Genomic DNA, 22877 nt, shown 5'->3' with positions numbered 1-22877 from the left:
CACGGCGTACGGCGTGCGGCCCGGCGGAGGCTCGCGCGACACGGTGGCGGGGCGGTCGACACGGTGGCGGGCCGCAGTGGCGGGGCGTCTGGCATACGATTCCGTTCGATCCGCGGGAGAGAGACGAGATGACTCAGCACACCGGAACCACCGCCACGACCCGGCGCTTCGCGGTCGCGACGATCGCTCTGCTGGCCGCGACCCTGGTGGCAGGCTGCGACGGCAAGGACACTCCGGAGGCGGCCCCGCCGCCACCGGACCCGAAGCAGGAGCTGCTGGCGGCGGTGCCGGGCGAGCAGGACCCGGCATTCCGCTTCACCACCTCGGGCGAGGTGTCCGGGGTGATCGACCCGGCGAACCGGGGCATGGACATCGACACGGTCACCAAGGACAAGGACTTCACGCTGGAGATGTCCTTCCGGATTATCGAGTCCCGCACCTGGATGCGGGTCAACTTCAAGGGCGGCAAGGACATCCAGAAGCTGATGAAGCTGCCCACCACGTGGATGGAGCTGGACCCGACGAAGATCGAGGGCCCGGACTCCCTGCCCACCTACGAGGGCACCGACCCCGGCAACGCCGAGGTGATCATCCGGGCGGCCGACGACATCCAGGCCGGCGAAGGCGGGACGTACACCGGCATGGTCGACCTGTCCGCCCAGCCCGAGCTGGCGGACGCCCTGGAGGGCGTGGCCACCCTCGGCGACGCCGTCACGCAGATCCCACTCACCGCCGTGGTGGGCGCAGACGGCAACCTCACCTCGCTCACCCTGGCCATCCCGGCCGCCGGGGAGCAGAAGGCGTCGGAGTACGTGGTGGAGTATTTCGACTTCGGCACCGCCCCGCCGATCGTCGCGTTCACCGAAGACGAGTCACAGAAGGCGCCCAAGGCGGCGTACGACCTGCTCAACGGCTGATCACAGAACACCCAGTGCCGGATCCTCCTCGGAGACCGTCGTACCGACCGCCTCGATGTCGGGAAGAAGCTCACCGCCGCATCCCCATCCCCGGCACGACTTGCCCTCGACCAGCCAGGTCGCCGACATGTACGACGTCCGCGTGAACACCGCCTACCGAGCGATGTCGCTGCTGCACGATCGGGATCTCATCATCGGTCGGCCTGGCCGAGGCACTTTCGTCGCCGACCGGCCCGAGCGGCCCGTCCAACCATCCCGCGATCATGGAGTTGTGGTCGCGACGAAACGGAAATACATCCGCGATTCCACCGCCACAACTCCATGATCGACGCAATCGGGCAGCGGGCAGCGGGTTGACCGGGGGGTGGTGCGTCTGAGCCTCCGGTGGAAGCTCGGGATCTCGATTCCCGCACCCGGAACCGGGTGGAATCGGAAGATTGTCTGGTGCGCCGGTTACTTCGTCACCCCGTACGGCTGGTGCCGGTCGGCTTCCTGGTGGCGATCCTGCTCGGCACCGGCGTGCTGATGCTGGACCCGATGACCATCCCGCGCGAGCACACTCCGTTCCCCGTCGCGCTGTTCACCGCCACCTCGGCGGTCTCGGTCACCGGGCTGACCGTCACCGACACGCCGAACTACTGGTCCGAGGGCGGGCTGGTGGTGATCACGGCGCTCACCCAGATCGGCGGCCTCGGCATCCTGACGCTCGCCGCACTGGTGATCTTGACCGTGTCCCGGCGGCTCGGCCTGCACAACCGGATGCTGGTGCAGGCCGAAACCCTGGAGTACGGCCTGGCCGACGTACGCCGGCTGCTGATCCACATCGCCGCCACGGTGCTGGCCTGCGAGGCCGTGATGACGTTCCTGGTCGCCGCCCGGCTCTGGCTGGGCTACGAGTACCCCCTGGGGCGGGCACTCTGGTCGGCGTCCTTCCACTCCATCCAGGCATTCAACAACTCCGGCTTCTCGCTCTACTCCGACGGGCTGCTGGCCTTCGGCCGGGATCCCTGGGTGACCCTGCCGCTGGCCCTCGGCTCGATCGTCGGCGGACTCGGGTTCCCGGCGTTGTTCGAGGCGGTCCGGGAGTGGCGGCGACCGGTGCGCTGGGCGGTGGCCACCAAGCTGACCATCTGGGGCAGCGCCGTCCTGGTGGTCGTCGGGTTCGTGATGTTGCTGGTCATCGAGTGGTCCAACCCGTGGACCATCGGCCAGTACGACGTACCCGGCAAGGTGAACGCCGCGTTCGCCCAGATCACGCTCTCCCGCACCGGCGGCTACGAGGTGATGCCGATCAATCTGCTGCACGAGGAGAGTTACCCGTTGCTGACCGGGTTGATGTTCATCGGCGGCGGCAGCGCCAGCACCGCCGGTGGCATCAAGGTGTCCACGTTCTTCCTGCTCGCCTTCGTGATGTGGGCGGAGATCCGGGGCGAGCCGGACGTCACGGTGGGGCACCGCCGGATCGCCACGTCGAGCCAGCGGCAGGCATTGACGGTCGCCCTGCTGAGTGTCGCGGTGGTGGCCGGCGGCACCGGCGTGTTGATCGCGCTGACCAACGGGATCCCGTTCCACCACGTGCTGTTCGAGATCACCTCGGCGTTCAGCACCACCGGGCTCACCGTCGGGTTGACGTCGTCGCTGCACGACGGCGGCGTTTTCCTGCTGACCCTCCTGATGTACATCGGCCGGGTGGGTCCACTCACCCTCGGCTCGGCAATCGCGCTGAACACCCGGCGCCGGCTCTACCGCTACCCAGAGGAGCAACCCATTGTCGGCTAGGAACTCCGGCGACGAGAGCATCGCCGTGATCGGGCTCGGCCGGTTCGGCAGCCACCTGGCCGAATCGCTCAGCGCACTCGGTCACGACGTGCTGGCCGTCGACCGCAACGCCCAGCAGGTGCAGAAGTGGTCGGCCCACCTCGATCAGGTGACCCAGGCCGACGCCACCGACGAGGACGCGCTGCGCCAACTCGGCATCGCCGACCTGCAACGCGTGGTGGTGGCCATCGGCGCCTCGGTGGAGGCCAGCGTGTTGACCGTGCTCGCCCTGGTCGAACTCGGCGTACCGCAGATCTGGGCGCGGGCCATCTCCGGGCAGCACGCGAAGATCCTCTCCTCGGTCGGCGCCCAACACGTGATCTTCCCGGAGGCGGAGACCGGCGAACGGCTGGCCCACCTGATCGTCACCCGGATGCTCGACTTCGTGGAGTTCGGCGACGCGTTCGCCATCGCCAAGCTGCGCGTACCCGAGTCGCTCGTAGGGCACTCGATCAGCGAGGTACGGCTGCTGGACCGCCACGGCGTACGGGTGCTCGGGATCAAAGCGCCGGACGAGAGCCGCTTCCGGTACGTCTCCGACGGGCTGGAACTGGTCCGGGACAGCACGCTCATCGTCGAGGGGACCATCGAACAGGTCCAGCGTTTCTCGCTGATCTCCTGACCCGACTCAGCGCTTCCCGCTGTTGCCCGTGCCGGGCTTGGCCGGCTTCGGCTGTTTCTCACCCGACCCGCTGCCCTTGCCCGGTCCGTTGCCCTTGCCCGACTTTGACTTCTTCCCGGCCGGCTTCTTGTCGTCCTGGCCCGCCTTGACCTTCGTCCCCCCGGAGCCACCCGAGCCGGTCTTCGAGGTGGTGGTGGCCTTCACCGTCTTGGTGGGAGCCGGCACGCTGCCGGCGACGCCGGATACCTGCACCCCGCATCGCGCGGCACCGACCCGGAACTCCACCGGCAGCACGTTCGGCCCGCTGTAGCTGCCGGTCAGGCTGAGCTTCTCGGTGCCGCCCGGTGCCAGCGCCGGCTTCTGCGGGGCCGGCTGCACAGCGACCGAGCGCCCCTGCTGGCGTACCGCTGCCGGGCTCGCCTTGGTCACCTTCTGCTGCCCGGGGAACGTGAAGCTCATCGTCCAGTCGCGCAACTCCTTCGCACCGATGTTGGTCAGGCTCAGCTCGGCGGTGAAGTCCTTGCCCGAGTCCTTACGCAGCGCGTAGCTGACCTGGCAGGAAATGGGCTGCTCGGTGCTCATCCCGGCCTGGGCCGGCTGGTCGATGTCGCCGCTGGCCGGGCTACGCGAGGTCATCGTCCAGACCACCGCCATCACACCGACCAACGCGGTGGTGGCCACCATCGCCTCGATCCGGCGGCGACGGGTCGCGGCGCGGCGGGTACGCAGGCCGGCGAAGGGCAGCGCGTCGGTCGCGGCCGACCAGGGCAGGATCGTGGTGCCGAGGCTGGCCAGCAGCATCGGTGCGGCGGCCCGCTCGTCACCAGCCCGCGCGGTCACCTTGCCGACCGCCTCGGCGAGGCGCCGGGCCAACTCCGCGGTGGCCGGCCGGTCCGCCGGGCGCTTCGCCAGGCAACGGTGCACCAGCGCGGCGACACCGTCGGGCAGCCCCGGCACCGTCGGCATCGGCTCGGGTTCGCGGTACAGGTGCGCCCGCAACATCTGCGTGGTGCTGTCAGCCTCCCAGGGCAGCCGCCCGGTGAGCATCCGGTAGAGCAGCAGCCCGACCGCGTACACGTCGGTGGCCGGGCTGACCTGGCCGTTGTCGAGCCGTTCCGGGGCGAGGTAGGCGGGGGTGCCGAGCAGGGCGCCGTCCAGCCCTTTCTCGTTCTCCCCGACCAGCGCCGAGATGCCGAAGTCGACGACCTTGACGCCGGTCGGGGTCAGCATCACGTTGCCGGGCGTGACGTCCCGGTGCACCACGCCCCGCGCGTGCGCGGTGGCCAGCGCGGAGGCCACCTCCGCCGCCACCGTCACCGCCTCCCGCCAGGGCAGCCGGGCGTCCCGGCGAAGCCGCGCGGTCAGTGGAGCGCCGTCGATGAGTTCCATCACCACGTACGGCACGGTCAGCCCGGCCTGCTCGGACTCCCCGTAGTCGTACACGCCTGTGATGTTGGGGTGGCAGAGCCGGGCGGCGGCCTGCGCCTCGATCCGGATCCGGTGCCGGAACGCCCGGTCGCTGGCCAGCCGGGACGCGAGGACCTTGACCGCCACCTGGCGGCCGAGCACCTCGTCGTAGCCGCGCCAGACGACCGACATCCCGCCCGTGCCGACCTGCTCGATCAGCCGGTACCGCTCACCGAGCAGTTGCGTGCCCCTGCGTTGGCCACCACCCATGGTCGGCGTTGTTGCCCGACGCGAACCCACCTACACCTTTCTGGTCGGATCCGGTCACGATCTCACCCGATCAGGCGGTCGCGAGCAGTTGGTCCACCGGCGCGTAGTCATCGGTCAACACCAGTGCGTCGCCGACGAAATCGGTGAGGTCGCTGCCGGAGAGCAGGCTGACCGCCTCGTTGCGGTCGTCCAGGCGGGCCCGTACGGCGGCCAGCGGCAGCGGCGTGTCCGAGGCGACGATGAGGAAGTTGGCACCCCGCTCCCCCGCCAGCGCCTCCGGCGGGGCGATCAGCGCCACGTGCCGGAACTCGGCGGCGACGGTGGCGACCTCGCTGCGGATGAAACGCAGCGGCGGATAGTCGATCACGTTCTGCACGTAGACCCCGGTGGAGCGGGTGACCCGCCGCACCTCGGCGGCCATCTCCCGGGTCGCCAGGTGCCACGGCACCACCAGATGCCCGAACGCGTCGCCGACCACGAAGTCCCGGGTGTCGGTGCCCTCCGCGGCCACCAACATCCGGGCGTCGCCCACCTCGGCCCGCAGGTCCGGTCCCTGGCGTACGCCGAGGTGGCGCTCCCCCAACTCGACCAGCCCACCGTCGATCTCGAAGACCAGGTTGTCGGTGCCGGGCCGGGTGGCGGTCAGGTAACGCGGCACGGTGAACCCGCCACCGCCGAGGTGCAACGCGTCGAGGCGCTGGCCCTCGGGTGCCATCACGTCCGCCACCGCCCCGATCCACCGGGTGTACGCGTACTTCAGGTGAGTCGGGTCGGCCAGGTCGACGTACGAGTGCTGGGCCGAGTTGAGCAGCAGCGTCCGCCCGCTGGCCCGGTCGGGATCGGTCTCGACCTGGGCACAGTGGTACGCCGTCTCCACGTCGCACGGGTCCGGAGCCACCACGGTCAGCCCCACACCGACCAGACCGAGCACCGCCAGGGCGGCCTTGGCCCGGGCCGGACCGGGTAGGGTCGCCCGGTCCTGCCCGCGCAGGTACGCCCAGAGGGCGATACCGGTGATGCCGAGCGAGGCGGCCAGCCCGAACAGGATGACCGTGCTGGGCAGCGCGGCGACCAGCACGAAGCCGGTGACCAGGGTGGCCGTGACGGCGCCCAACGTGCCGATGCCGGAGAGCCGGCCGACCACCTGACCGGTGCGACGCAGGTCGGCGAGCTGAAGCTTGATCACCAGCGGGCTGACCGCGGAGAGCAACATCGCGGGCGCGAACACGGCGACCACCACCAGCAGCAGGATCGCGCTTTCCGCGCCGCCGCGCAGCACCTCACCGGCGTACCGCACCGCCGGCAGGGTGATCGCGGTGGCGATGCCGGAGAGCACCAGCGCGGGCGCGAGCAGCGTACGCGGGTTGCGCCGGTCGGCCAGCCAGCCGCCCGCCCACGCCCCGTACGCGATCGCCGCCAGCGCGATGCCGATGACCGAGCTGGTCACCTGGAGGGTGACCCCCACGTACGGCCCGACCAGGCGCAGCGCGGCGGTCTCCAGGACCAGAACGGCACCACTGGAATAGAAGACCAGGAAAGCGGCGAGCCCGTTGGGCAGTGCCCGGGGTGCCTCCGGTTCGGAGGGCACGGCGGGCACCGCCACCTCAGGCGATGGAGAGTTCATCGCAGCGATGGTACGCAGCGGTGACGGGCGACGGGTCAGTACATCGAAGTGTGAACGTGGTTCGTGTGATCCGCCGCCGGGCTACCGCTGCCGCCGTACGCCCGCCAGCCCGTACCCGGGTGCCAGATCTGTCGGTACCAGATCACGTAGAGCACACCGAGCCGGTCCGCGTTGCGGACCTGCCAGGCGGCCAGGTTGTCCCCGTACGCCTTGTCGCCGCCGGTGGCCGTGCGGTCCTCGAACCCGTTCGTGGCGGCCGAGAAGTCGCACGCCCGGCCCTTGGGGTGCTCGCCCGAGCCGCCACTGCGGTAGCAGGAGGCGTGCCGCTTGTAGCCGGCGGCCTTGGTCTGGTTGAGCATGTGCAGCGTGCGCGCGGTGATGCAGCCGGAGGTGGTCGGGTCGTTCACCGTGCACGACTCGCCGGGCCAGGAGCCGTCGGAGTTACGGGGCGCCGGCCGCGCCGAGGTGGAGCTGCCGCCGCTGAAACCGCCGCTGCCGCCCGAGCTGACCGCCGCCAGGGCCGCCTCGGCCTCCTTCTTCTTCTTCGCCATCACGGCGAGCTGCTTGCGCTGCTCGCGCACCTCGGCGTTGATCGCGAGCTTGGCCTGCCGGGCCTCCTCGCGGGCCTCGGTCAGCTCGCGCACCCGGCGACCGTCCCGCTGGGCCATCACGTCGAGGCTGGCGGCACGCTGCACGAACGCCTCCGGGGTGGCGCTGTCCAGCAGCGCGGCCGCCGGGCTCAGCCGGCCCACCCGGTAGGATTGCGCGGCCACCTCGCCGACCAGCGTGGTCAGCTCGCCCAGCCGCTCCTCCACGTCGGCCAACTGCTTGGCCATCTCCTTCTGCCGCTTCTCCGAGCCCTCAAGCTTCCGCTTGGCCTCGATGTGCGCCTTGGCGGTCGCCTCCAGGGCGTCCCGCAGCTTCTTGCTGCCCCCCTCGTTGGGCTCGGCGTACGCCGGCACGGCTCCGAGGCCGAACAACAGCGCCACAGCAGCGAGCAGGGCGATCAGCGGCCGGAGAGCCCGCCGCCCGATGGGCATGGACCTGCGCACGAAAGCATCCTTTCGTCGGCCGCCGGCCCCCGGTGAGGCTCCGCGCGGCGGCGGCCTCCGCCGGCGCCGGTCGGCGGCCTGCTGGCGAAGACCGCCGGTCAGGATACCGGACCGGACCCACGGAACCATGCCCCCGAACCCCGCACGGGCCTCAGCGTCGACACACCGACATCATCCCCTCACGCATCGCACTCACATTCACGTCGATCGCGGCGTGCGAGAGCCTGTGGACCTCCCGGTGCCGCCGACGTCAGGGCGCCAGGAGCGTGTTGTGGACCTCGGTCCACACCTTGTCGCTGGCGGTCACCAACAGACCCGGCTCGGTGTCGGCCGGGTGGTAGTCGCTGCCGTCGAGGCGACGGGCCACACCGCCGGCCGCCCGCACCAGCAGGGTGCCCGGGCCGTGGTCCCAGGGCAGGGTGCGCCAGAACAGCACGAACTGCTGCCGCCCGGTGAGCACGTCGAGGTACTCGCGACCGGCGCAGTGCTGGCCCGGCAGCAACTCGCCGATCCGGGAGCTTCCGGCCACGACCGTACGCCGCGACGGTGCCGGCAGGAACGTGGTCATCGCGGCACCCCGCAACTCGCCGACCGGCGGCGCGTCGGTGGGCAGGCGCACCGGCACACCGTCCAGGTACGTGCCCCCGCCCTTCAAGGCCGTGGCCAGCGTCCCGGCGATCGGGTCGAGAATCCAGGCCGCCTCCGGTCGGCCGCCGGTGAGCAGCGAGACCATCAACGCGAACGGGGACCTGCCGGCCGCGAAGTTGGCGGTGCCGTCGATCGGGTCGACCAGCCACACCTCACCCGTGGAACGCAGGTGGCGCAACAGGCCCGGGTCGTCGGCCACCGCCTCCTCGCCGACCACCACCGACCCGGGCCGCAGGCGGCGCAGCCCGGCACTGATCATCTCCTCGGACCGACGATCGGCGACGGTGACCAGCTCACCGGGGGCTTTCTCGGTCACGTCGGCGGCGTCGAGGCGGCGGAACAGTGGCAGCACCACCTGGTCCGCCGTCTCCCGCAGCAGCCCGGCGACGTCGTCGAGCAGGGTGTCAGCCACGCGGCGGCAGCTTCACCACGCTGACGAAGAACTCGTCGATCTGCCGGACCACCGCGATGAACCGTTCGAAGTCCACCGGCTTGGTCACGTACGCGTTGGCGTGCAGCTGGTAGCTGCGCAGTATGTCCTCGTCGGCCTGCGAGGTGGTGAGCACCACGACCGGGATCCGGCAGAGCTGCTCGTCCTTCTTGATCTCCTCCAGCACCTCCCGGCCGTCCCGGCGCGGCAGGTTCAGGTCGAGCAGGATCAGGTCCGGCAGCGGCGCGTCCGCGTACTCGCCCTCGCCGCGCAGGTAGGCCAGGGCCTCGGCGCCGTCGGAGACCACGTTCAGCCGGTTGCGCAGCTTGTGCTCCTCGAACGCCTCCCGGGTCATCAGCACGTCACCCGGGTCGTCCTCGACCAGCAGCACCTCTATCGGGCTGTTGCCGTCAGCCGGCGCGGTCATCCCACCGCCTCCTTCATGCCACCAGTTCCACTGCCCGACGCCCCGTCCAGAGCCTGCGGTCCGCCGTCGTCCGTCGACCCGCCGGTGCGCTGCGCGACCCCGGCCGGAGACCGCTCCGCACCCGCCTCTTCGCCGACCGTACCGCCGCCACCTGGGGTCTCCGCACCCGATCCGGCTGCCTCACCGCCCGGCGACGCCCGGTCATCGGCCCGATCCGCCGCGTCCGGCCCGGCTCGGTCGGCGTCCGCCGCCGCGTCGGCGGCCGATCCGGCGGCCTGCCTCACGCCCTCGACGTCGGCGGGCAGCGCGGGCAGGGTGAAGCGGATCGCGGTGCCCTCGGGCACGTCGGTGTCCACCCAGACCCGGCCGCCGTGGTACTCCACGATCTTCTTGACGATCGCCAACCCGATGCCGGTGCCCGGGTACGCGTTTTTGGCGTGCAGCCGCTGGAAGATCACGAAGATCTTCTCGGCGAACTCCGGCTCGATCCCGATGCCGTTGTCCTGGCAGGTGACCTCCCACTCGTCGCCGACCAGCCGGGCCGAGACGTGCACCTTGGGCGCGACATCCGGCCGGCGGAACTTCACCGAGTTGCTGACCAAATTCACCAGCAGGTTGGTGAGCAGCGGCTCCTCGCCCCGGATCACCGGCAGGTCGCCCCAGGTCAGCTCGGCGTCGGCGTACTGGCGGGCCGGTTCGGTCTGCGCGGCCACCTCGCTCATCAGGCGATTGAGGTCGATGTCGGCGAACCCGGCGGTGATCCGGCCGATCCGGGAGAACGCCAACAGGTCGTTGATCAGCCGCTGCATCCGCTGCGCGCCGTCCACGGCGAAGGCGATGTACTGGTCGGCCCGCTCGTCGAGCCGTCCGGCGTACCGGCGTTGGAGCAACTGGCAGAAGCTTGCCACCTTGCGCAGCGGCTCCTGCAGGTCGTGCGAGGCGACGTACGCGAACTGCTCCAGGTCACGGTTGGAGCGGGTCAGCTCCTCCGCCTGCTTCTGCAACTGGGTGTTGACCCACTCGATCCGCTCCCGCGCCTCGCGTACCTCGGCCAGGTCCGCGGCGATCCTCTGGCGCATCGCGTCCACGTCCTCGCCAAGGCGCTGGAACTCCGGCGGGCCGCCACCGGAGATCCGGTGCGAGAAGTCGCCGGTTGCCACCTGACGGACCTGCCCGGCCAACGTGGTCAGCGGCCGCAGCACCATCCGGTCCAGCGAGAGCAGCAACGCGATACCGGCCAGCGCGACCACCAGCGCGGCGACGATGAGCAGGACCACGAGCATGTTGCCGGTCCGCTCAACGTCCCGGGCGGTCGCCTCCCGGGCGGTGAAGATCTCGTCCTGCAACGCGGCGACCGCGCTGCGCAGCTCGTCGAAGCGCTGGCGGCTGTCGTCGGTCAGCAGGTCCTGCCCCGCCGCCGTGCCGCTGCTGCTCGTCGTGTCGATCACCGGCTGGGCGACGCTGCGCCGCCACTCGTCCGCCTGCTGCTCGACCACCGCCAGGTCCGCCACGATGGCCGGGTACTTCCCGGACAGCTCCCGGATCTCCCGGGCCGTCGCACGCTCCCGTGCCAACCCCTGCTCGTACGGGGCCAGGTCCTCCAGGTCACCGGTCACCGCGTACCCGCGGACCCCCGTCTCCTGGTCGAGCATCGCGTTGAGCATCTCCTGGCCCTGCACCCGCAACGGCCCGACCTGCATCAGCAGCACGTCGGTGTACTCGCGGTTCTTGGCGGCCACGACCGCCTCAGCCCCCGCGACGCTGAGCAGCATCACGCCGACCACGCCGAGCATCACCAGCACCCGGCGACGCAACGTCCACGAACTCGCCGCCAGGTTCATCGGCCGCTGCCCCGGGAGACCAGCAGCATCGCCACGTCGTCGGCGAACGGCCCACCGTTGAGCTGCTCGGCCCGCCCGACCAGCCAGGCCGGCAACTCGGACAGCGGGAGCTTGCGGCTGTCCGGCCGGGCGAGCAGGCGAGTGAGACCGGGCACGTCGAGGCGTTCGTCACCCTCGCCCACCCGGCCCTCGATCAGGCCGTCGGTGTACATCAACAGGGACCAGTCATCGGTGTCGAACTCCAGGTCGAAGGCGATCGGTGGGCGTGGCCGTACGCCGAGCAACAGACCACCCGGTGCCGGAACAGGCACCACCCGCCCACCGGCGAGCAGCACCGGCGGCGGGTGACCTGCCAGTCGTACCGTGGCCCGGTTGGCTGCCAGGTCGAGGCGGACCGCCGCGACCGTGGCGAAGATCTCCTGGAGCCGGCGCTCGCTCATCAGCACCTGCTCCAACGCGGGCAGCACCTCGTCGTCGGGCACCCTGGCGAGGACCAACGCGCGCCAGGCCACCCGCAGTTCGACCCCGAGTGCCGCCTCGTCCACCCCGTGCCCGCAGACGTCACCGACGATCAGGTCGACCCGGTCCGGGCGGGTCTGCACCACGTCGTAGAAGTCCCCGCCGATCAGGGCGGCGTGCCGGCCGGGGCGATAGAAGGTGTGCACCGCGATCTGCTCGGTCGACATCAGCGGCTGGGGCAGCAGGCCGCGTTCCAGACGCGCCGACTCGGCCTGGCGCAGCTCCACCTCACGCAGCCGCCGGGCGTTCTCGTCGGCCCGCTTGCGTTCCACCGCGTACCGCAGCGCCCGGGTCAGCAGCACCCCGTCCACCTGGCCCTTGACCAGGTAGTCCTGCGCCCCCTCGGCGACCGCCACGATGCCCAGGTGCTCGTCGGAGCGCCCGGTGAGTACGCACACCGCCGCGCTGCCGGACATCTCCAGCACCTGCCGCAGCCCGTCCAGGCCCTGCGCGTCGGGCAGCCCGAGGTCGAGCAGGACGCAGTCGACTCCGGCGACACGCTTGCGGGCCTCACGAAGGCTCGTCGCGACCAGCAGGTCGATCCCCGAGTTCGTCTCGGCGAGCAGCTCACCGACGAGGAACGCGTCCGCCTCGTCGTCCTCGACCAGCAGCACCCGCAGTCGCTCGCCAGGCGGCAGGTTGGGATTGCTCCCGAGACCGCCCTGCGGATACGGCCACGACACGACGGAGGGACCGGTCAGACCGGTCCCCCGGTGCGGCCGGGTCACCGCCGCCACGGGCGGGAGGTCGTTGCCGATGTCGGGCTCCTTCCGAGTGCCCTGCTGATCCTGTATTAGACAACGTTCGCACACAACACGAGGGGGCGGCCCGGCCCGGCATGGAGGATGATGTCCACCCCAGGTCCCACCCCCCGAGGAGCCACCCGTGGGCGCACCCCCCAACTCCGCCGCCGACCGTGCCCTCTCCCGACCGGCCCGACGCCCCCTGGCCGCGCTCGCGGCACTCGTCGCGCTGGTCGCCGTCGGCGCCACCGCGCTGTTCGACGTCCGGCCCCCGGCACCCCGTCCGGCGGACTCGCCGGCCGGCGAGTTCAGCGCCGGGCGGGCGTACCCGCACGTGCAGCAGGTGGCGAGCCGGCCGCACGTCGCGGGGAGCCCGGCCAGCGACGAGGTCCGCGCCCACCTGGAGACGGTGCTGCGCGGTCTCGGCCTGGAGACCGAGGTACAGGACACGGTCTCCGGGGCGGCCGAACAGCTCAGCGGCAACCCCGGCGTGGCCACGCTGGCCCGGGTACGCAACGTGGTGGCCCGGCTGCCCGGCACCGCCTCCACCGGCACCGTTTTCCTGGTCGCCCACTACGACTCGGTGCAGACCGGTCCGGGCGGCAACGACGACAGCGCCGGTGTCGCCACCATCCTGGAGGTGGCCCGGGCCCTGACGGACGGCCCCGCCCCGCGCAACGACATCGTGTTCGTGCTCACCGACGCCGAGGAGGCGTGCCTGTGCGGGGCGTTGGCGTTCGCCGCCGAGCACCCGCTCGCCGTCGGGAAGGGAGTGGTGCTCAACCTGGAGGCACGCGGGCGTACCGGGCCGGTGATCATGTTCGAGACGTCACCCCGGAACGCCGCACTGATCGACGTCTTCGGTCGGGCCGCGCCGCACCCGGTGGGCACCTCGTTCGCCGTGGAGGTCTACCGGGCGCTGCCCAACGACACCGACTTCACCGCCTTCCTCGACGCCGATTTCGTCGGGCTGAACTCGGCGTACCTCGACGGTGGGGCGATCTACCACACCCCGCTGGACACTGCGGCCTCGGTGGACCGGGCCAGCCTCCAGCACCACGGCGACAACATGCTGGGGCTCGCCCGCGAGTTCGGCCGGATCGACCTCGGTGACCTGGGCGCCGGCCACGACGCCACCTACTTCCCGGTGCCGGGCGGGCTGGTCCGCTACCCCGGAACGCTGGTGCTGCCGCTGGCGCTGCTGGCCCTGGCGACCGTCGTCGCCCTCGGCTGGCTGGCCCGCCGCCGGGGCCGGGTCAGCACCGGTCGGCTGGTCGCAGGCTTCGCCCTGGCGCTGGTACCGATCGTGGTCGCGCCGGTCGGCGCACAACTGCTCTGGGCGGCGATCACCGCCCTGCGGCCAGGCTACGCCGAACTGCTCGACCCGTACCGGCCGACCTGGTACCGGTTGGCCGTGCTGGCGCTCGCCGCCGCTGTCCTGTTCACCTGGTACGCGCTCACCCGTCGCCGGGTCGGCCCCGCCGCGCTGGCCGTCGGCGGACTCGGCTGGCTGGCGCTGCTCGGCGTACTCCTCGCCGTGCTGGTGCCCGGTGGGGCGTACCTGGCGACGCTGCCCGCGCTGGCCGGCGCGCTCGCCGGACTGGTCGCGGTCGCCACCCGCCGGGACGGTCCGGTGCCGGTGGTCGCGGTCACCGTCGGCGCGGCGGTGGCGGTGATCGTGCTGCTGCCCACCGTGGTGCTGCTCTTCCCGGCGCTGGGCATGGGCATGGGCGGCGTTGCCGCCCTCTTCGCCGTGCTGCTCGGCCTGGCCGCGCTACCGGTCGTGGACCTGCTGCACCCGGAGGCCGGCGGCCAGCGGGGCATGGTGGCGTTGCGGGCCCGCCGGCTCGGCGCCCTGCCGGCCGGTGCCGCCGCGCTGGCCACGGTGGTCCTCGCCGCGACCGGGTTCGCCGTCGACCGGTTCGACGCCGCACACCCGGTGCCCACCCACCTGATGTACGCCGTGGACACCGACACCGGAACGGCCCGGTGGCTCAGTCACGAGTCCACCCCGCAGCCCTGGACCGGCGGGTACGTGGACGGGCCGGTCCGGATCGCCGACGAGTTCCCCGGTATCGGCGCCGAAAAACTGCTCGGCGGCCCGGCGGAGGCGGCGGCCCTGCCCGCACCCCGGCTGGAGGTGCTTGCCGACACCGGCACGGCCGACGAGCGCACGCTGCGGCTACGGCTCACCCCGCAGCGCCCGGTACGCCTGACCACCCTGCACGTCGACACGTCCACCGCGACGGTCCGCAGCGCCCAGGTGGCGGGGCGGCCGGTGCCGGTCGAGATCCGCGACGGCCGGTGGGGTTTCGGCGTGGTCTTCCACGCCCCACCGCCGGAGGGCATCGAGATCACCCTGACCGTCGCGCCGAAGGCCCCGCAGGTCGCGTTCCGCGCGATGGACGCCAGCGACGGCCTCGACGCCGTACCCGGCTTCCGGCCCCGCCCGCCGGACGTCGGCGTCACCGGCTCGCACAGCTCCGAGATGCTCGCCGTGGCCCGCACCTACCCGCTGTGAGCCCTGCCGCCCTATTTCCAGCGGAAGTGCACGAAAAGGCGGCCGAAGTTCTTGGAGTCCTTCTCGACCCGGTGGTAGAGCTGCTTGACGTCCTTCTGATCGAGGAAGCGCAGCACCCGCTTCTTGAGCTGACCGGAGCCCTTGCCGGGAATGATCTCGACGAGGGTGGCCTTCTTCGCCACCGCCTCGTCCATGATCCCGCGCAGCGCCCGGTCGATGTCGTGGCCCTTGTTGAAGATGTCGTGCAGGTCCAGCTTCAGCTTCATGCCCCGTCCACCGTCCGGTCGGCTCCCATACGGCCATCGTAGGCACGCCCCCGGTGCGTCCCGGAGACGACGAGAGGGCAGCCCGTGCGGGCTGCCCTCTCGTCGTGTGTCGCGTACGGCGCCTCAGCGGCTGCCGCCGACCCGGGTCTCGACCCGCCGCAGCGCGGTCGTGTAGTCGTCGTTGGCGGAGTGCATGGCCGCCGCGATCCGCAGGTGCCGCAGCGCGTCGGTGTACCGGTTCAGCCGCTCCAGCGTCCGACCCAGCACGTGGTGGGCGTAGTGGTCGCTGGGGTTGCGGTCGATCAACTCCTGCAACTGCTCCTCGGCCCGCCGAAGCTGGGCCGACTGGAAGTACGCCCGGGCCAGCAACTGGCGCACGGCGGAGTTGTCCGGCTCGGCCTCGACGATCGGCTCAAGCAGCCGGGCCGCTCCGCTCGGGTCGCCCGACTCGAAGAACAGGGTCGCTCGCCGGTACTCAGCCAGAAGATCCATTCTGCCCACCCCCTAGTTAGCACCACTGCCCTGACGCTGGCACAACACCAGCGGGCGCGCGAGTGTTCCCGCGCGACTCCGGTCGTCGGGAGGGCGGCTCCAGGTGTTAGGAGGGGTCCCCTGCTATACCGCAGGCGTTAGCAGGGGACCCCTCCTTACACAAGATCCCAGGCGCGTACGCCGCCGACGATGCCGGCGCTGTTGGGCACCACCACCACGTCGTCGCCCATCCGGGCGAGCTGTTCGGGGCGGACCAACCGGGAGTTGCCGCCGCCCAGATAGAGCCGGTCCCAGCGGAACACCGGACGCAGCCCCTCCACCACCTGCCGGATCCGCCGGGACCAGAACGCGTCACCCAACCGGCGGCGTTCCGGCTCTCCGACGTACGTGTCGTAGGTGGTGCCCCAACGCACCGGGGCGTGCGACAGCTCCAGGTGCGGGGCGAGCACACCACCGTCGAAGAGGGCGCTGCCCAGCCCGGTGCCGAGGGTCAGCACCAGCTCGCAGCCGGTGCCCGCGACCACCCCGGCACCGTGCACCTCGGCGTCGTTGAGCACCAGCGTGGGCCGCCCGAACGCGGCGGCGAGGGCGCTGCGGGCGTCGTACCCGGACCACTGGGCGTGCAGGGCCGGGTCGACCCGGCTGCGGGGGCCGGAGCGGGTCACGTAGTGCGGGGTCGCCACCACCACGCCGTGCCGGATCATGCCCGGCAGTCCGACCGTCACCCGATCGGCGGTCGGGAGCCGGGCGCCGAGGTCCCGCAGGGTCTGCACGAACAACTCCGGCGGCAGCGGGTACGGCGTGGGCACCCGCATCGGTTGGGCCCGCATGGTGCCCGCGGCGTCGAGCACGGACGCCTTGATCCCGCCACCGCCGCAGTCGATCGCCAGAGTGGTCTGCACGACCGTGAGTCTGCCTCGTGTGTCGCGCTCGGGCATGGCAGGCCACACACCAACCACGCAGGCGGGTAGGCTCGGCTGCTTGTGAGCGCCACGCTGATCGCCAAGGACCTGGCCGCCGGGCACGGGGAGCGGACGCTGTTCACCGGGCTGGATCTGGTGGTCGCCCCCGGGGACGTGATCGGCCTGGTCGGACCGAACGGGGCGGGCAAGTCGACGTTGCTGCGTACGCTCGCCGGGCTGTTGCCGGTGGAGGCCGGCAGTGTCGCGGTGAGCCCGCCCGGCGCGAGCGTCGGACACCTGCCGCAGGAGCCGGACCGACGTCCCGGCGAGACGATCCGGGCGTTCCTGGCCCGGCGTACCGGGGTGGCCCGGGCGCAGGCGGCTCTCGACGCGGCCACCGAGGCGCTGACCACCGGCGCACCGGACGCGGACGACGACTACGCCGCCGCGCTGGAGAGCTGGCTCGGCCTGGGCGGGGCCGACCTGGACGAACGGGCCGAGGAGGTCGCCGCGGAGCTGGGTCTCGCCGTCGGCCTCGACCGCGAGATGGCCGGGCTCTCCGGCGGTCAGGCGGCCCGCGCCGGGCTCGCCTCGCTGCTGCTCAGCCGGTACGACGTCTTCCTGCTCGACGAGCCCACCAACGATCTGGACCTGGCCGGGCTGGAGCGGCTGGAGCAGTTCGTCACCGGGCTGCGGGCCGGCACGGTGCTGGTCAGCCACGATCGGGAGTTCCTGGCCCGGACGGTGACCCGGGTGCTGGAGCTGGACCTGCACCAACAGCAGGTCAACCACTTCGGGGGCGGCTACGCGGCGTACCTGGAGGAGCGGGAGGTGGCCCGCCGCCAGGCGCGCGCCGAATTCGAGGAGTACGCCGACACCAGGGCGGCACTGGAGGCGCGGGCGCGTACGCAGCGATCCTGGATGGAGAAGGGCGTCCGCAACGCCCGCCGCAAGGCCACCGACAACGACAAGATCGGCCGCAAGTTCCGCTCCGAGGCGAGCGAGAAACAGGCGGCGAAGGCCCGGCAGACCGAGCGGTTGATCGAGCGTCTGGACGTGGTCGAGGAGCCCCGCAAGGAGTGGGAGCTGCGGATGGAGATCGCCGCCGCGCCCCGCGCCGGCGCCGTCGTGGCCACCCTCCGCGACGCCGTGGTACGCCGTGGCGACTTCACCCTCGGCCCGGTGGACCTTCAGATCGCGCTCGCCGACCGGGTGGCGATCACCGGGGCGAACGGGTCCGGCAAGTCGACCCTGTTGGCCGCCCTGCTGGGTCGGCTGCCGCTGGACTCCGGTCAGGCCGCGCTGGGCCCGGGTGTGGTGGTCGGCGAGGTGGACCAGGCACGCGGGTCGTTCCTCGGGGACGCGCCGCTGCTGGACGCCTTCCGGGTCGCCGTACCGGACCTGTCGCCGGCCGACGCGCGGACGCTGCTGGCCAAGTTCGGCCTGCGTGCCCAGCACGTGCTGCGCCCGGCCGCGACGCTCTCGCCGGGTGAGCGGACCCGAGCCGCGCTGGCGCTGTTGCAGGGGCGCGGGGTCAACCTGCTGGTGCTCGACGAGCCGACCAACCACCTGGACCTTCCCGCGATCGAGCAGCTGGAGTCGGCGCTGGCCGGCTACCCGGGCACGTTGCTGCTGGTGACGCACGACCGGCGGATGTTGGACGCGGTACGCGTGGACCGCCGCCTGCGGGTGGACGCCGGGCGGATCGCCGAGTCCTGATCCCGGCCTACCGCCCGGACCGGAGCGACAATCACTGCATGCTCAGGTGGGAGTACTCACTGCTGGTGCGACGCCGCCAGGCGACGAGCGCCGAAGCCCCACCGAAGCGCAACCTGTTGGCATAAGTTGCGCATAACGGGCAGCGATCCGGGTATCGCGCCGGCCGGAGGTGGGCGCATGGTCGCGTTGGCACACACCCCGCCCTCGGCCGAACGGCTGCGGGCGGTCGACGGGTTCCTCGCCCAGGCGTGGGCGGACCAGGCCCGGCACGACGAACGGCTGCGGCGGCTGGCCGTCGAGGTCCGCTTCGACCGGGGCGTCGCCCACCTGACCGGCGAGGTCGACGAGCCGGCCCAGCTCCGCCTGGTACGCGAGCAGGTCGGCCGGCTCGCCGGCGTCTTCGGCGTCTGGTGCCGGGTACGCGTCGGCGGGCGTGCCCCGGTGGTGGTGGACCTCGGCTGCGGCGGCACCAAGCAGTGGCCGGGCAACCTCGGGCTGGACATCCACCCGGCACCCGGCGTCGACGCGGTGGCCGACCTCTCCGGCTCCCTGCCGCTGGCCGACGACTCGGTGGACGTGCTGTTCGCGGTGCACATCCTGGAGCACCTGATCGACTTCCTGCCGTTGCTGGACGAGTGCCACCGGGTACTGCGCCCGGGCGGCGTCCTGCACGTGATGAGCCCCTGGTGGGGGCATGTGAACGCGGTCGCCGACCCGACCCACGTCCGACTGTTGGACGTGCAGACCATCAAGGGGGTCTGTGCGATGCGCCCGCCGGGCACCCCGCGCTGGCATCCGCTGCACGCCGGCACCGACGGCGCGTCGATCTTCGCCGACCTCACCCCGCTGGGCGTGGACGACGACGGCCCCTCCCGCGCCCACATGGCCCGCTTCTTCGACTGACCCCCCGTCGCCACCTTACGAATACCTCGGATGTCATCGGCGTCCGGGGTATTCGTCTGTTTCAGCACTGATCATCAATATTTCTCAATGGCCACACCCGAGCGCCGCAACCTTGATCGAGACTGGTCGAACTCCGGCGACTCGCCGGTAACCTGTCCCACCGCACACCCCCGCGGAGGTATCCCCCGTGCTCAGACGTCTCACCACCCTCCTGGTCTCCGGCGCGGTCGCGCTGACCACCGCGCTCGCCGTGGCCTCCCCGGCGACCGCAGCCGTCACGCCCGCCCAGAAGCTGTCCGTGCTGTCGAGCTGGACCCAGACCAGCGCCAGCAGCTACAACGCCTGGAACTCGGCCCGGCAGAACCGCACGCCGTGGGCCGGCTACAACTTCAACTGGTCCACCGACTACTGCTCGTCCAGCCCGGACAACCCGCTCGGGTTCCGCTTCTCCCTCTCCTGCCACCGCCACGACTTCGGCTACCGCAACTACAAGGCGGTCGGTCACTTCAGCGCCAACAAGTCCCGTCTGGACAGCGCCTTCTACGAGGACCTCAAGCGGGTCTGCGCCACGTACAACGCGGTCGTCCGGCCGGCCTGCCTCAGCCTGGCCTGGACCTACTACCAGGCGGTGAGCATCTTCGGTTCGGCCGCCGCCGTCCAGCAGTCCGACATCGACCGGGCCGCCCGGATGAAGGCAGAGGCGGAACGCCTCGCCCGCGCCTGATCCGCCGGCCGAGGGGTCCACGTCCGGGGCGACCATGCCCGACGCGGACCCCTCGGTCAGGCGTGCTCGGTGTGCCGGTCGGCGGCGGCAGCCGACTGACGGGGCGTCGTCGGGCCAGCCCGCGCCGCGAACCGGGCGGAGTCGGCGGCCAGGTCGGGATGCTGCACGCCGAGCGCCAACGCCACGGCCTCGTCCAGGCCCAGCTCAGCGCCTTCCCCGTACGCCTCGTCGAAGGCGGCGTCGCCCAACGTCCGGCGCAGCGCCACCTGCCGCTCGTTCCAGTAGCCGTCGAAGATGCCGGTGGTCGACCGAAGCCCCGCCCGGGTCGCCTGCGCCGCGCCGAACAACCGGGCCGCGGTCAGCGGCTCGTCACCGGCGAGGCAGCGCACCGCGATCGCGTTCAGCGTGTCGCAGGCCCGGCTGTGGAAACCGTGGTTCATCCGGGACCGCAACGCCGCCAGCAGGTGCTCGTGCGCGGCCACCAGGTCACCCCGGGCCAACGCCACCATGCCGAGCAGCATGTCCACCGAACGCCGGCCCCGGTCGACCGGGCGGGCCGCCTCCACCGGTCGCGCGGCGCCGAGCAGGTCGGCCGCCTCGTCCAGAGCGCCCCGCCGCCACAGCAGCTCGGCCAGCCGGAACACCGCGAACAGCGCCTCGGGCTCCACCCCCTGCCCACGCGCCCAGTCGATGACCTCCCGGCAGACCCGTTCGGCCTCGGCGAACTGCCCCATGTCCACCAGGGGCGCCGCCCGGCCGGCGAGCACCCGGGCCAGCAGTCCGGCGTCACCGGCCTGCCTGGCCGCCGCTTCGGCCCGCTGCGAGTAGCGCAGTTCCTCGGCATACTCGCCGTCGCCACCGGCGTGCAGCGAATGCATGTGGTACGCCGCCGCCAGTTCCGCCTCGGGGATCGCCTCCCCGGTCTCGGCGATCCGGCCGTAGAGCCGGAACAGCCACAGCCGCCCCTCCCGGGCCAGCCCGCGCTCACGCCACCACTGGTCGAGGCCACCGGCCAGCCGCAGGCCCACCCGGGCGCTGCCGCCGGTGGCGCACCAGCGCAGGGCGGCGCGTAGCTCACCGGCGAGCGGATCGAGCGCGTACAGCGACAGGGTCACCGGTTGCCCGTCCGGCCCGAGGTGTGCCCGTTCCAGAGCGTGCGCGGACCAGCCCACGTGCCGGTTCCGCGCGGCCTGCTCCTCGCCGGCCTCGGCGAGCCGACGGGCCGCGTACGCCCTTATCGGGTCGAGCATCCGGTACGTGCAGCCGCCGGCCTGTGGCTCGGCCAGCACCATGGACTTGTCCACCAGCACCGAGAGCGGGTCGAGCGGGTCGTCGTCGAGCAGCCACTCCACGGTCGGCAGGTCGACCGGGCCGGCGAACACGGCCAGCCAGCGCAGCAGTCGCGCGGCCCGAGGCCCGAGAGTCCGGTACGACCAGGTGACCGTCGCCTGCATGGTCAGGTGCCGTTCGATCGCCGAACGCGCCGCCGCCCGCGTCGCCGGGGCCTGCGGATTCGCCCCGGTAGCCGCCGCCACCAGGTCGACGGTGTCCCGCTGGTTACCGGTGTTGCCACGGTCGGCCGGCGGCGGCTCCGGGTCCTCCCGACCCGCGTCGAGAGTGCCCAGCACGTCGTCCAGGCGTTCGGCGAGCTGCCCGACGGAGAGCACCCGCAGTCGGGCCGCGGCCAGTTCGATGGCGAGCGGCAGCCCGTCCAGCCGGCGTACCACCCGACGCAGGTCCGCCGACTCGGCCGGGTCCGGATGCCGCCCGCCCCGGGCAGCGGCGGTCCGGTCCAGCAACAACGCGACCGCGTCGCTCTCGGTGCCGTCCGGTGACGGGTCGACCGAGAGCGGCGGGATGCGCCACACCACTTCGCCCGGCAACGCCAGAGGTTCCCGGGTGGTCGCCAGCACCTTCACCCCGCTGCCGCCGGAGAGCAGCCGGGACACCGCCTCGGCGCAGGCCGTCGGCTGGGCGTCGCAGGTGTCCAGGACGATCAGCATCCGGCGGCCGGCCGCGTACTCGACCAGGGTGTCCACCATGGGGCGGCCCGGCTCGGGACGCAGCCCGAGCACGGCGGCGATCGCGAACGCCACCAGCCCCGGGTCGGTGGCCGAGGCGATGTCGACGAACCAGACCCCGTCGGGGTACCCGTCCACCAGGTCGATGGAGAGTTCCACCGCCAACCGGGTCTTGCCGCCCCCACCGGCACCGAGCACGGTGACCAGTCGGTGCCCGGCCACCAGCTCGCGCAACTCGGCCCGCTCGGCCTCCCGGCCGACGAACGAGGTGACCTGGATCGGCAGGTTGTGCGCCACCGCGTCGGCCGTACGCGGACGCGGGAACTGGCGCTCCAGCCCCGGTGCGACGAGTTGGAAGAGTCGTTCCCGGTCGTCGAAACCGCGCAACCGGTGCAGCCCGAGGTCGAGCAGGGACGCGCCGAACGGCAGCGGATCGGCGTGCCGCGCGGTCGCGGCGGAGCAGAGCACCTGCCCGCCGTGCGCGGCGGCAGCCACCCGGGCGGCCCGGTGCACCTCCGGGCTGGCGTACTCGCCGTCCCGCGGCTCCGCCCAGCCGGTGTGCAGACCCATCCGTACCCGGGGTGCCGCCTCCGGAGTCGGCCACTCGTGCTCGCCGAGCGCGCGCTGCGCGGTCAGGCAGGCCGTGAGCGCGGCACCGGCGTCCCCGAAGGCCAGGAAGAACGAGTCCCCCTCGGTCAACAGCTCGGCGCCCTCGGTCGCCGCGATCGTCCGGCGCAGCAGGCGGCGGTGTTCGCGCAGCACCGGGCGGTACCCGGCGCCGAGCAGCTGCGCCAGCCGCGTGGAGCCCTCGATGTCGGTGAAGACGAACGTCACCCAGCCACTAGGGAGGTGGATCCGTGGCGGCATGCGTGGAACCTCCCCCCTGGCCTCGGCTTCATACTTCCCGAAACCAGATCATCACGCATCGTGAGAACGGTCGGCCGAGACTCCGCCCCAAAGGTGCCATCGCACCCGGCGTCCGGGCAAGACCGACATCAACCGGCCCACCAC

At 72.1% G+C, this 22877-nt stretch carries 19 protein-coding genes; 7 read left to right on the top strand and 12 right to left on the bottom strand.

The window, feature by feature from the left end; all coding sequences use genetic code 11:
* Positions 1-128: 128 nt before the first annotated feature.
* Positions 129-917 (top strand): hypothetical protein, encoded by a 789-nt coding sequence (locus ID554_RS18620; RefSeq protein WP_117226322.1) that lies wholly within the window; start codon positions 129-131, stop codon positions 915-917.
* Here the strand turns inward: ID554_RS18620 and ID554_RS32475 are convergent, their stop codons facing one another.
* Positions 918-1046, bottom strand: coding sequence for a hypothetical protein (locus tag ID554_RS32475; protein WP_263407294.1), 129 nt, complete (start codon positions 1044-1046; stop codon positions 918-920).
* A gap of 315 nt (positions 1047-1361) precedes the next feature.
* Here ID554_RS32475 and ID554_RS18610 point away from each other — a divergent pair, with 315 nt between their 5' ends.
* Both ID554_RS18610 and ID554_RS18605 read left to right on the top strand, forming a co-directional pair.
* The gene (locus ID554_RS18610) at positions 1362-2696 is read left to right on the top strand and encodes a TrkH family potassium uptake protein (RefSeq protein WP_117226324.1); all 1335 of its coding nucleotides are present in this window, start codon (positions 1362-1364) and stop codon (positions 2694-2696) included.
* Positions 2686-3357, top strand: a complete 672-nt coding sequence (locus tag ID554_RS18605) for a potassium channel family protein (RefSeq protein ID WP_117226325.1) — start codon at positions 2686-2688, stop codon at positions 3355-3357. Before ID554_RS18610 ends, ID554_RS18605 begins: the two co-directional genes overlap by 11 nt.
* Before the next feature lie 6 nt (positions 3358-3363).
* Here the strand turns inward: ID554_RS18605 and ID554_RS18600 are convergent, their stop codons facing one another.
* The 7 genes from ID554_RS18600 to ID554_RS18570 all read right to left on the bottom strand — a co-directional run bounded on the left by ID554_RS18600 (position 3364) and on the right by ID554_RS18570 (position 12258).
* A complete protein-coding gene (locus ID554_RS18600; protein WP_117226326.1) occupies positions 3364-5034 on the bottom strand; it encodes a serine/threonine-protein kinase in 1671 nt (556 codons plus the stop codon).
* A gap of 70 nt (positions 5035-5104) precedes the next feature.
* Positions 5105-6658, bottom strand: coding sequence for a fused MFS/spermidine synthase (locus ID554_RS18595; protein ID WP_117226327.1), 1554 nt, complete (start codon positions 6656-6658; stop codon positions 5105-5107).
* A 35-nt stretch (positions 6659-6693) separates the two neighbouring features.
* Entirely contained in the window at positions 6694-7710 is a 1017-nt protein-coding gene (locus ID554_RS18590) for a coiled-coil domain-containing protein (RefSeq protein ID WP_396888381.1), read from the bottom strand.
* A gap of 250 nt (positions 7711-7960) precedes the next feature.
* Positions 7961-8770 (bottom strand): inositol monophosphatase family protein, encoded by an 810-nt coding sequence (locus ID554_RS18585; RefSeq protein WP_117226329.1) that lies wholly within the window; start codon positions 8768-8770, stop codon positions 7961-7963.
* Complete coding sequence (locus tag ID554_RS18580; RefSeq protein WP_117226330.1) at positions 8763-9215, bottom strand: response regulator; 453 nt, start codon at positions 9213-9215, stop codon at positions 8763-8765. Before ID554_RS18580 ends, ID554_RS18585 begins: the two co-directional genes overlap by 8 nt.
* Positions 9212-11056: a sensor histidine kinase gene (locus ID554_RS18575; RefSeq protein ID WP_117226331.1), complete on the bottom strand. Its 1845-nt coding sequence runs from the start codon at positions 11054-11056 to the stop codon at positions 9212-9214. Before ID554_RS18575 ends, ID554_RS18580 begins: the two co-directional genes overlap by 4 nt.
* On the bottom strand, positions 11053-12258 hold the full coding sequence (locus tag ID554_RS18570; RefSeq protein WP_117226468.1) for a PP2C family protein-serine/threonine phosphatase: 1206 nt from the start codon (positions 12256-12258) through the stop codon (positions 11053-11055). Before ID554_RS18570 ends, ID554_RS18575 begins: the two co-directional genes overlap by 4 nt.
* A 202-nt stretch (positions 12259-12460) precedes the next feature.
* Here ID554_RS18570 and ID554_RS18565 point away from each other — a divergent pair, with 202 nt between their 5' ends.
* Positions 12461-14839 (top strand): M28 family peptidase, encoded by a 2379-nt coding sequence (locus ID554_RS18565; protein WP_117226332.1) that lies wholly within the window; start codon positions 12461-12463, stop codon positions 14837-14839.
* An 11-nt stretch (positions 14840-14850) separates the two neighbouring features.
* Here ID554_RS18565 and ID554_RS18560 read toward each other — a convergent pair whose 3' ends face one another.
* The 3 genes from ID554_RS18560 to ID554_RS18550 form a co-directional block, all read right to left on the bottom strand.
* Positions 14851-15105 carry a Smr/MutS family protein gene (locus ID554_RS18560; RefSeq protein WP_013736060.1) on the bottom strand — a complete coding sequence of 85 codons (255 nt, stop codon included), beginning with the start codon at positions 15103-15105 and terminating at the stop codon, positions 14851-14853.
* Between the two features lie 123 nt (positions 15106-15228).
* Complete coding sequence (locus ID554_RS18555) at positions 15229-15597, bottom strand: tetratricopeptide repeat protein (protein ID WP_117226333.1); 369 nt, start codon at positions 15595-15597, stop codon at positions 15229-15231.
* A 155-nt stretch (positions 15598-15752) separates the two neighbouring features.
* On the bottom strand, positions 15753-16499 hold the full coding sequence (locus ID554_RS18550; protein ID WP_117226469.1) for an ROK family protein: 747 nt from the start codon (positions 16497-16499) through the stop codon (positions 15753-15755).
* Positions 16500-16580: 81 nt separating this feature from the next.
* On the opposite strand from ID554_RS18550, the gene ID554_RS18545 reads away from it, so the two are divergent.
* The 3 genes from ID554_RS18545 to ID554_RS18535 all read left to right on the top strand — a co-directional run bounded on the left by ID554_RS18545 (position 16581) and on the right by ID554_RS18535 (position 19845).
* Positions 16581-18218 carry an ABC-F family ATP-binding cassette domain-containing protein gene (locus tag ID554_RS18545; RefSeq protein ID WP_117226334.1) on the top strand — a complete coding sequence of 546 codons (1638 nt, stop codon included), beginning with the start codon at positions 16581-16583 and terminating at the stop codon, positions 18216-18218.
* 177 nt (positions 18219-18395) lie between these two features.
* Positions 18396-19121, top strand: a complete 726-nt coding sequence (locus tag ID554_RS18540) for a methyltransferase domain-containing protein (protein ID WP_117226335.1) — start codon at positions 18396-18398, stop codon at positions 19119-19121.
* A 187-nt stretch (positions 19122-19308) separates the two neighbouring features.
* Positions 19309-19845 (top strand): phospholipase, encoded by a 537-nt coding sequence (locus tag ID554_RS18535; RefSeq protein WP_117226336.1) that lies wholly within the window; start codon positions 19309-19311, stop codon positions 19843-19845.
* 56 nt (positions 19846-19901) lie between these two features.
* On the opposite strand, the gene ID554_RS18530 is transcribed toward ID554_RS18535, so the two are convergent.
* Complete coding sequence (locus ID554_RS18530) at positions 19902-22733, bottom strand: ATP-binding protein (RefSeq protein WP_117226337.1); 2832 nt, start codon at positions 22731-22733, stop codon at positions 19902-19904.
* Positions 22734-22877 lie beyond the last annotated feature (144 nt).

Origin of the sequence: Micromonospora craniellae (assembly GCF_014764405.1) — a bacterium.
Classification (GTDB): domain Bacteria; phylum Actinomycetota; class Actinomycetes; order Mycobacteriales; family Micromonosporaceae; genus Micromonospora; species Micromonospora craniellae.
The sequence above is the reverse complement of the archived record's forward strand: the minus strand, read 5'-3'. Positions and strand labels throughout refer to the sequence as shown.